Genomic DNA, 7,878 nt, shown 5'->3' with positions numbered 1-7,878 from the left:
GGCCCGCGCGTTGATCTTGTCGTCAACGTCGGTGATGTTGCGGACATAGGTGACGTGGTCCTCGCCATAGAGATGGCGCAGCAGCCGGAAGAGCACGTCGAACACGATCACCGGGCGGGCATTGCCGATATGGGCGAAGTCATAGACCGTCGGCCCGCAGACATACATGCGCACATTGTCCGGATCGATCGGCTCGAAAGCCTGCTTCTCGCGGGTCAGCGTGTTGTAGAGTCTGAGGGCATTGCCCATGTCGTCTCTCCCGAAATCCGTAATGACGAGCCGCGCCCCTGAGCCGGGTCGTCTGTCTGGGATGGATTTTCAGGACAAGAACGGCCGGCCAGCGAAGCGCTAGCGAATAATGATGCAGATCGTGCAGATGGCCGTGTTCATGCGCGGAGTTATGCCGGGAAGGGCGCGGGGCGTCAAGCCTGTAGGCATGATTCGTAAGGCCGAAGATATAAAAGAAATTCGTAATGTATATCTTCATTATATACAATATAATAATAAATATTATTTAACAAATATTTATATATAATCCAATTTTAGGAAATCTAAAAAGTAATATAAATAAATAATTAACCATAATATAGAAATATTGCTTTCATTATTTCTTGGATGGAAAAGAAGGGGAATTGCAATGTTCAAGGGAGTGATGATCTGCACGGGGGTCTTGTTTTCGGCCGTGGCAGTTCAGGCTGCGGATGTCGTGATTGCGCCTGCGCCGGTTCTCGACGAAATCACTGTGAGCGAGCAAAACGGTTTCAAGTGGACCGGTTTCTATCTCGGCGCGGTGGCCGGCTATCACTGGACCGACACCGATGTCGATACCTGGCGTCTGGTGGACAGGGATCTCCAGCTCGACAACTGGCTGGCCGGCGGGTTCTTCGGGGGCAATTACCAGTTTAAAAACAATATCGTACTCGGCATGGAGGGCGAGTTCGACTATGCGGACGGCGTAAGCGGTGAGAACCTCCAGGTCATCATTGCCGGTGTGCCTGAAAACGCGACTGGCGATTTCGACTTTGGCTGGGGCGGTTCGGTCAGGGGCAGGCTCGGCTACGCCATGGACCGGACCCTGATCTACGCCACGGCCGGCGGCGAGGTGGCCACGGGCAGCGTGACCGGCAGTGCGCTGAGCTATTCACTGGACACCGGCGAGAAGGTCATGTTCGGCTGGACGGCCGGGGCGGGCATCGAGCAGGCGTTCACCGATCACCTGTTCGCTCGGCTGGAGTATCGGTACTCCTATTATCCGAAGGTCGACCATAGTTTCAGTTGGGATCCGAATTTCAGCATAAGCGCAAGCCAGAGCCTGCTGAAAGCCGGTCTTGGCTACAAGTTCTAGGCCTGACCGCTCCTCGCATTGGCTGGAAGTGCAGGGCGGTCGCGTGCTGCCGGTTGTTGATGCCGGGCGTCAACTCTGGCCCGGCAGATTTGCGCCGCGATCGCGTCCCTATAGGCGAAGATCGATTTAAAGTAGTATATCAGGAAGGTTTTACTTAAGGTAGAATTCATAATTTCTTTTTATAAATCAATAAGATAGATATGTACGTGTGCTTTTTATGTACCAGTGACTGCCTTTCCGAAAATAATAATCTAATTTAAACTATACTAATGCACCCTCTGCCCTACCTTTTAATCTGAAAGAGCAACAAGGGTGCATAAAATGATCAAGCGAATTTCAATTCTCGCGGCGGCGTTCGTACCCGCCATCGGTGCTCAGGCGGCTGACGTGGTTTATACGCCGCCGGTCGTTGAGGATGTCGTCATTGTCCAACAGCCGGGCTTCACCTGGACCGGATTTTATCTCGGTGCCAACTTCGGCTATCACTGGACGCAGGCCAACGCCGATACCTACCGCCTCGTCGATAACAGTTTTGATTTCGACAACTGGGTCGGCGGGGCCTTTTTCGGCTACAACTACCAGCTCTCGAACGATGTCGTCGTCGGTGTGGAAGGCGAAGTCGATTATTTCGGTCACTCGGACGATCAGTCGGTTCAGGTGATCATCAGCGGCGCGCCGGAACCGGCCGTGGGCAAGTTCGAGCGCGGCTGGGCCGGTTCGCTGCGCGGCAGGCTCGGTTACGCCATGGACCGGACCCTGATCTATGCCACGGCGGGCGGCGAAGTTGCCAGCGGTAAGGTGGTCGGCTCGACAGCGCTTTATTCGCTCGACACCGGCGAACAGGCAATTCTTGGCTGGACCATAGGCGCGGGCATCGAACATGCCTTCAACGACAACCTGTTCGGTCGCATCGAGTATCGCTACAGCGACTTCCCGAAATACGACAAGAGCTTCAGCTGGGACCCCAATTTCAGCATGGATGCATCGCAGAGCGTCGTGAAGGTCGGCCTCGGCTACAAGTTTTAAGACAAGGGCGTCGGGCGGAGATCGGAATCCGGTTTTCTGAAACCCCGGCGCGCCGAAGGACAGGGATAGTCAGGCGGATCGCAGTGATCGTCTGATCATCCTGACCGGTCGATGAGATGGTAGCCGCGCCGGAGGGCGGGTTGCGTGTCGGTGTGATCGGACGATAATGGTCGTGCGTGAATCACTTGCCACAGGTCCTTCCTTGCCAAATCCGCTCACATTCCGGCTGCGGCTTGCCGCATTGGTTATCGGCGTCTTTCTGATCGGCGCCAATTCGTTCATCCTCAGCCCGATCCTGAGCGATGTCGCCGCATCGCTGAACACCACCGCCGTCCCGATTACCTGGTCGATCTCCGCTTTCGGCGGGGCGACCGGCATTTCGGCGTTTTTTCTTTCGGGCGTGATCGACCGATCGGATGCGCGGCTGGTGTTTTCAGCGGCTTTTGTCGTGATGGCGCTTGGTTTCCTTGGATCGGCGGTCACGCCGGTCTGGCAGGGGCTGGCGGGTGGTCAGGCGCTGGTCGGCCTGGCGACAGGCATCCTGTTGCCGGCGATCTATTCGGAGGCGGTGCGGATCGCTCCGGAAGGCGCGGGCGCGCGGTCGCTTGGCATCGTGCTGTCGGGCTGGTCTCTTTCCCTCATGCTCGGGGTGCCGCTCTCTGCGGCGCTCAGCGATATGCTGGACTGGCGCACCGCCTATTTCGCGCTCGGTGGCATTGCCGCGCTGCAGGCCGTGGTCTTCGCGATGTTCCGACCCTCCCGGCCGATTGAGCCCGACCGCGCGAAGGGTCCGGCCAGACTTCAGGTGTTGCGCATTGTCGGGGTCCGCAGCCTGCTGGTCACCTGCCTGTGCTTCATGAGCGCGTTTTACGGCACCTATGCGCTGCTCGGCCATCATATGCGCGAGACGCTGAACATCAGCGCCTCGGCGGCCAGCATGGCGGCCCTGACCTATGGCATCGGTTTCGGGCTCGGCGGCGTCGCCGCGCGGCATGTGGATCGCCTTGGTCCGGCGCGGGTGTTTCCCTATATCCTCGCATGTTCCAGCGCGCTCTATCTGGTGCTGGCCTTTGCCACGCAGGCATTCTGGAGTGCGCTGCTGGCAACGCTCGCTCTGGGCTTTTTCAACCATTTTGGGTTGAACCTGACCGTGCTGCGCCTGGCGGGGCGCAATCCTGCCGCTCGCGGCATTCTGATCGGTTTCAATATCACCGCGACCTATATCGCCGTGTTCTGCGGGCCGTTGCTGATGAGCGCGCTCTATGCGGCTGATGGTTTCGGCGCGGTTTCGCTGATGGCCGCCATTCTGGTCGCGGTCGCGGTCATTCTGAACTGGCGCATCCGGCGGATCTGATCAGTCGTGTAGCTGTCGTGCGATCGGCGGCCCGACCTCGAAGGCGCTGAAGCGCACCTTCAGCCCGGCGCGTTCCGGCGTGCAGGCGGTCATTCCCACCATGGCGTCGGCGGCGGGGAAGGGGCAAAGCCGCGCCATCTGCCATTTTCCGTCGCCGAGATGAAACTGGACACGAACGGCATCGTCATGCCGGGTGATCCGGATAGAAACCGGCGTTTCCGGCGTTGCTGAATGAAGCGGGATCACCGACCAGTCAGAGACATCGCGGGTCACGACCGTCGAAAAATGCATCAGGCCGTCTGTGAACTCGATCCCGGCCTTGATCCAATGGGTCTCGTCGATCCTGAGCATGATGCCGGCCTGATCGTAAAGCGCCTGATAATCGGCGCTGACGGTGAGACTGGCGGAAAAATCGCCGGTGACCGGTTCCAGCCAGGCGTGGCCGCTGTCACGGGTGAAGCCGTAGAAGGTCTCGCGCCAGAAATCGGTCGCCTTTTCGGTGACGAGAGTCAGCGTTGCGTCATCCGCGGACCACTCGGCCGGCTCGTTCAGCCATTTGCGCATCGGCCGGTCCCCTTATTGCGGTAGCTGATAGCCCTTGAGGCGATCCTCGCGTACGGAATAGAGCTTGCCGCTTTCGGTGAAATCCGGCCGCGTCAGCCCGACGATCTTGGCTGCCACCTCGCTTGGATGCGGCAGAGTCATCGGGTCCTCGCCGGGTGCCGCCTGGGCGCGCATCGCTGTGCGGGTGCGGCCCGGATCGACGCTGTTGACCTTGAGCCCGGTATGAGCGGTTTCGCCGGCCCAGGTGCGGGCCAGGGCCTCGACGGCGGCCTTGGACGCCGCATAGGGCCCCCAGAACGGGCGGCAGGTATGGGCGACGCCGGAGGACAGCAGCACCGCGCGCCCGGCATCCGACTGCGTCAGCAGCGGCTCCAGCGAACGGATCAGCCGCCAGGTGGCGGTCACATTGACGGTCATGACCTGTTCGAACACCTTGGCTTCGACATGGGCGAGCGGCGAGACGACGCCGAGCACGCCGGCATTGGCGACCATGATGTCGAGCTTGCCCCAGCGCTTGAAGATCGAGCCGCCGAGCCGGTCGATCGCCCCCATATCGGCAAGATCCATCGGCACCAGCGTGGCCGAACCATTGCCATCGGCCTTGATCGCATCATCGAGTTCTTCCAGCCCGCCGACGGTGCGCGCGCAGGCAATCACATGCGCGCCTTCGCTTGCGAGCGTCAGCGCGGTAAAATAGCCGATGCCGCGGGAGGCGCCGGTCACGACGGCCAGCCGCCCTTCGAGTGGTTTGGACATGGTATGCTCCGGAAGTGTTTTCAGCCGTTGCCGGCCAGAAGCTCTACTCTCGAAAACTCGCCCTCATGCTCCTTGTCGAGCAGACGGGTCGGGTAGTCGCCGGTGAACTGGTGATCGGTGAACTGCGGCAGCGCGTTGTTGCGCTTCTGGCCGCCGACAGCCTCGTAAAGCCCGTCGAGTGACAGGAATTGCAGCGAATCCGCGCCGATAAAGCGGCACATGTCGGCAAGCGTCTCGTGATTGTTGGCGAGCAGCTTGTCGCGGTCGGGCGTGTCGATGCCGTAATAATCCGGATAGTAGATCATCGGGCTCGCGACCCGGATATGCACTTCCTTGGCGCCGGCCTCGCGCAGCATCTGCACGATCTTCACCGATGTGGTGCCGCGCACGATCGAATCGTCGATCAGCACCACGCGGGCCCCGGCGATCACCGCCTTGTTGGCCGAATGCTTCAACTTGACGCCGAAGGCGCGAATCTGCTGGGTCGGCTCGATGAAGGTGCGGCCGACATAGTGGTTGCGGATGATGCCGAGCTCGAACGGAATGCCGCTTTCCTGGGCGTAGCCGATCGCGGCCGGCGTGCCGCCATCGGGCACCGGCACCACGACATCGGCTTCCACCGGCGCTTCTCTGGCGAGGTTGAAGCCCATGTTCTTGCGGGTCTGGTAGACATTGCGGCCGCCGACGATCGAATCCGGGCGCGCGAAATAGACATATTCGAACAGGCAGAGCCGCTCCGGCTGCTTCAGCGCCGGCTTGCGGCTGTCGATCGAGATCGAGCCGTCGGGCTGGACTTCGCAGATCACCACTTCGCCGTTTTCGACATCGCGGATGAATTTCGCGCCGATAATGTCGAGTGCGCAGGTCTCCGAACAGAAGATCGGCTTGCCGTCGAGTTCGCCCATCACCAGCGGGCGGATACCCGTCGGGTCGCGCGCGGCGATCAGCTTGGTGCGGGTCATCGCGATCATCGAATAGCCGCCCTCCATCTGGCCGATGGCATCGATGAACCGGTCGGAGGAGGTCTTGGCGCGCGAACGGGCGATGAGGTGCAGCACCACCTCGGTATCGGAGGTCGACTGACAGATCGCGCCGTCGGAGATCAGCTTGCGCCGCATCGACAGACCATTGGTGAAATTGCCGTTATGGGCGATCGCGATGCCGCCGACGCCGAGTTCGGCAAACAGCGGCTGGACGTTGCGCAGCACGGTTCCGCCGGTGGTCGAATAGCGCACATGGCCCATCGCCATCGAACCGCTCAGGCTCTCCAGCATGGCGGGATCGGTGAAGTGGTCGCCGACGAGGCCGAGATGGCGTTCGGAGCGGAACTGCTGGCCGTCATAGGACACGATGCCCGCCGCCTCCTGGCCGCGATGCTGAAGCGCATGCAGGCCGAGCGCGGTGAGCGCCGCCGCATCGGGATGGCCCAGAATGCCGAATACGCCGCATTCCTCATGCAGCGTATCGTCATCAATGCTGAAATCGTCGCTCACGTCAAAACTGGTGCTCATCATCTGGTCCGGATAAGGCGGGGCAGGGCGGTCCGCTGTAAATTCATATCGACTTATATAGTCTCGGTCGAAGCCTGTACATCGGGCGGAAGGATCACAATCGTCTTACCATCGATTTCGGCCACCACGCGGCCTTGCGCGGGCACAAGATAAGTCTCGATCTCTTCGCCGCCCGGCAGAAGAGCCTCGAGCTTGTCGGCCAGTATATCGAGCAGCGGCTTGGACTTCGCGTTCCTGATCCAGTCCGGGCTCTGCGCGTCGCCGACCAGCCAGTTCCAGAAGGCGACAGCGACGGCCAGAATGAGAACGCCGCGCAAGAGGCCGAAAACGAAACCCAGCGAACGGTCGAGCACGCCGACGCGACTGTCGATAATATAGTCGGCAAATCGCGTTGTAACCAGCGAAAGAAGCAGCAGCGCCACCAGAAAAATAATGGCGAAGGCGGCAGCCATCGCCAGACGCGAATCGCTGAGCAGATTTTGAAGCATCGGCGCGAGATAGGGATAGCCGAGATAGGCGATCACGGCGGACAGGCCCCAGGCCAGAAGCGCCAGGATCTCGCGGGAAAAACCCCGGACCATGGCCAGAAGCGCGGAAAACAGAACGACCAAAACGACGATCAGGTCAAACAGGGTCACTGGCATTCATTGCTCCGCTCGTCTTTCGGCCATGCCTGCGGCCAGATTCTGGTTGGATCGACGCCGGAAACCTCAAAAATCGCCGTCGTCATTCGTACGCTCCACCATTTTTCCGCCCGCAATCTCCGCCACAAGCTCCGGTAGAGTCTCGAATCCTTTTAACCCGTTTCCCGTGACTGTTGCAATTTCAACCGTGCCGGCCGGAAGAACGGCACTGGAAAAGCCGAGTTTTGCGGCTTCTTTCAGTCGCTGAACGGCGTGGGCGACGGGTCTGATCGCGCCGGACAGGCTGATTTCGCCGAAATAAACAGAATCAGCGGGCAGGGCAAGGCCGGCCAGCGACGAAATCAGCGCCGCCGCCACCGCGAGATCGGCGGCCGGCTCGGTGACGCGATAGCCGCCGGCGACATTGAGATAGACATCGTGATTGCCGAGCCGGACGCCGCAATGGGCTTCCAGCACGGCGAGAATCATCGAAAGCCGTGCCGAATCCCAGCCGACCACCGCGCGTCGCGGCGTGCCGAGCGAGGTGGGCGCGACCAGCGCCTGAATTTCCACCAGCACCGGGCGGGTGCCTTCCATGCCGGCGAACACAGCCGCGCCCGGGGCCTTCTCGTTGCGTTCGCCGAGAAACAGTTCGGAGGGATTGGCGACCTCGCGCAGGCCCTTGTCGCCCATTTCGAA

General features: G+C 60.5%; 8 protein-coding genes and 1 pseudogene. 3 read left to right on the top strand and 6 right to left on the bottom strand.

Going from position 1 to position 7,878, the window contains the following annotated elements:
• A pseudogene (locus B4E36_RS08110) lies at positions 1 to 249 on the bottom strand (cysteine--tRNA ligase); the annotation flags it as partial.
• A gap of 388 nt (positions 250 to 637) precedes the next feature.
• On the opposite strand from B4E36_RS08110, the gene B4E36_RS08105 reads away from it, so the two are divergent.
• The 3 genes from B4E36_RS08105 (at position 638) to B4E36_RS08095 (ending at position 3,725) form a co-directional block, all read left to right on the top strand.
• Complete coding sequence (locus B4E36_RS08105; protein WP_292057461.1) at positions 638 to 1,345, top strand: outer membrane protein; 708 nt, start codon at positions 638 to 640, stop codon at positions 1,343 to 1,345.
• A gap of 387 nt (positions 1,346 to 1,732) precedes the next feature.
• Positions 1,733 to 2,371 carry an outer membrane protein gene (locus B4E36_RS08100; RefSeq protein WP_345900216.1) on the top strand — a complete coding sequence of 213 codons (639 nt, stop codon included), beginning with the start codon at positions 1,733 to 1,735 and terminating at the stop codon, positions 2,369 to 2,371.
• 202 nt (positions 2,372 to 2,573) lie between these two features.
• Complete coding sequence (locus B4E36_RS08095) at positions 2,574 to 3,725, top strand: MFS transporter (RefSeq protein WP_292057459.1); 1,152 nt, start codon at positions 2,574 to 2,576, stop codon at positions 3,723 to 3,725.
• On the opposite strand, the gene B4E36_RS08090 is transcribed toward B4E36_RS08095, so the two are convergent.
• From B4E36_RS08090 to B4E36_RS08070, 5 genes are all read right to left on the bottom strand, one after another.
• Positions 3,726 to 4,289: a DUF1349 domain-containing protein gene (locus tag B4E36_RS08090; RefSeq protein ID WP_292057457.1), complete on the bottom strand. Its 564-nt coding sequence runs from the start codon at positions 4,287 to 4,289 to the stop codon at positions 3,726 to 3,728.
• 12 nt (positions 4,290 to 4,301) lie between these two features.
• A complete protein-coding gene (locus B4E36_RS08085; protein ID WP_292057455.1) occupies positions 4,302 to 5,045 on the bottom strand; it encodes an SDR family NAD(P)-dependent oxidoreductase in 744 nt (247 codons plus the stop codon).
• A 20-nt stretch (positions 5,046 to 5,065) separates the two neighbouring features.
• On the bottom strand, positions 5,066 to 6,556 hold the full coding sequence (purF, locus tag B4E36_RS08080) for an amidophosphoribosyltransferase (RefSeq protein ID WP_292057454.1): 1,491 nt from the start codon (positions 6,554 to 6,556) through the stop codon (positions 5,066 to 5,068).
• A 53-nt stretch (positions 6,557 to 6,609) separates the two neighbouring features.
• Complete coding sequence (locus B4E36_RS08075) at positions 6,610 to 7,200, bottom strand: CvpA family protein (protein WP_292057451.1); 591 nt, start codon at positions 7,198 to 7,200, stop codon at positions 6,610 to 6,612.
• A 66-nt stretch (positions 7,201 to 7,266) separates the two neighbouring features.
• The coding region (locus B4E36_RS08070; RefSeq protein ID WP_345900215.1) for a magnesium chelatase domain-containing protein at positions 7,267 to 7,878 on the bottom strand (612 nt) is incomplete at its 5' end.

The organism is Martelella sp. UBA3392, from assembly GCF_002358775.1.
GTDB lineage: Bacteria > Pseudomonadota > Alphaproteobacteria > Rhizobiales > Rhizobiaceae > Martelella > Martelella mediterranea.
Note: the sequence above shows the minus strand (reverse complement) of the source record. Positions and strands in the feature narration are given on the sequence as shown.

Excerpts from the sequence above, each read along its gene's own strand:
- purF (WP_292057454.1), bottom strand. The coding sequence starts at position 6,556 with ATGAGCACCAGTTTTGACGTGAGCGACGATTTCAGCATTGATGACGAT.
- B4E36_RS08085 (WP_292057455.1), bottom strand. The coding sequence starts at position 5,045 with ATGTCCAAACCACTCGAAGGGCGGCTGGCCGTCGTGACCGGCGCCTCC.
- B4E36_RS08105 (WP_292057461.1), top strand. The coding sequence starts at position 638 with ATGTTCAAGGGAGTGATGATCTGCACGGGGGTCTTGTTTTCGGCCGTG.
- B4E36_RS08075 (WP_292057451.1), bottom strand. The coding sequence starts at position 7,200 with ATGCCAGTGACCCTGTTTGACCTGATCGTCGTTTTGGTCGTTCTGTTT.
- B4E36_RS08090 (WP_292057457.1), bottom strand. The coding sequence starts at position 4,289 with ATGCGCAAATGGCTGAACGAGCCGGCCGAGTGGTCCGCGGATGACGCA.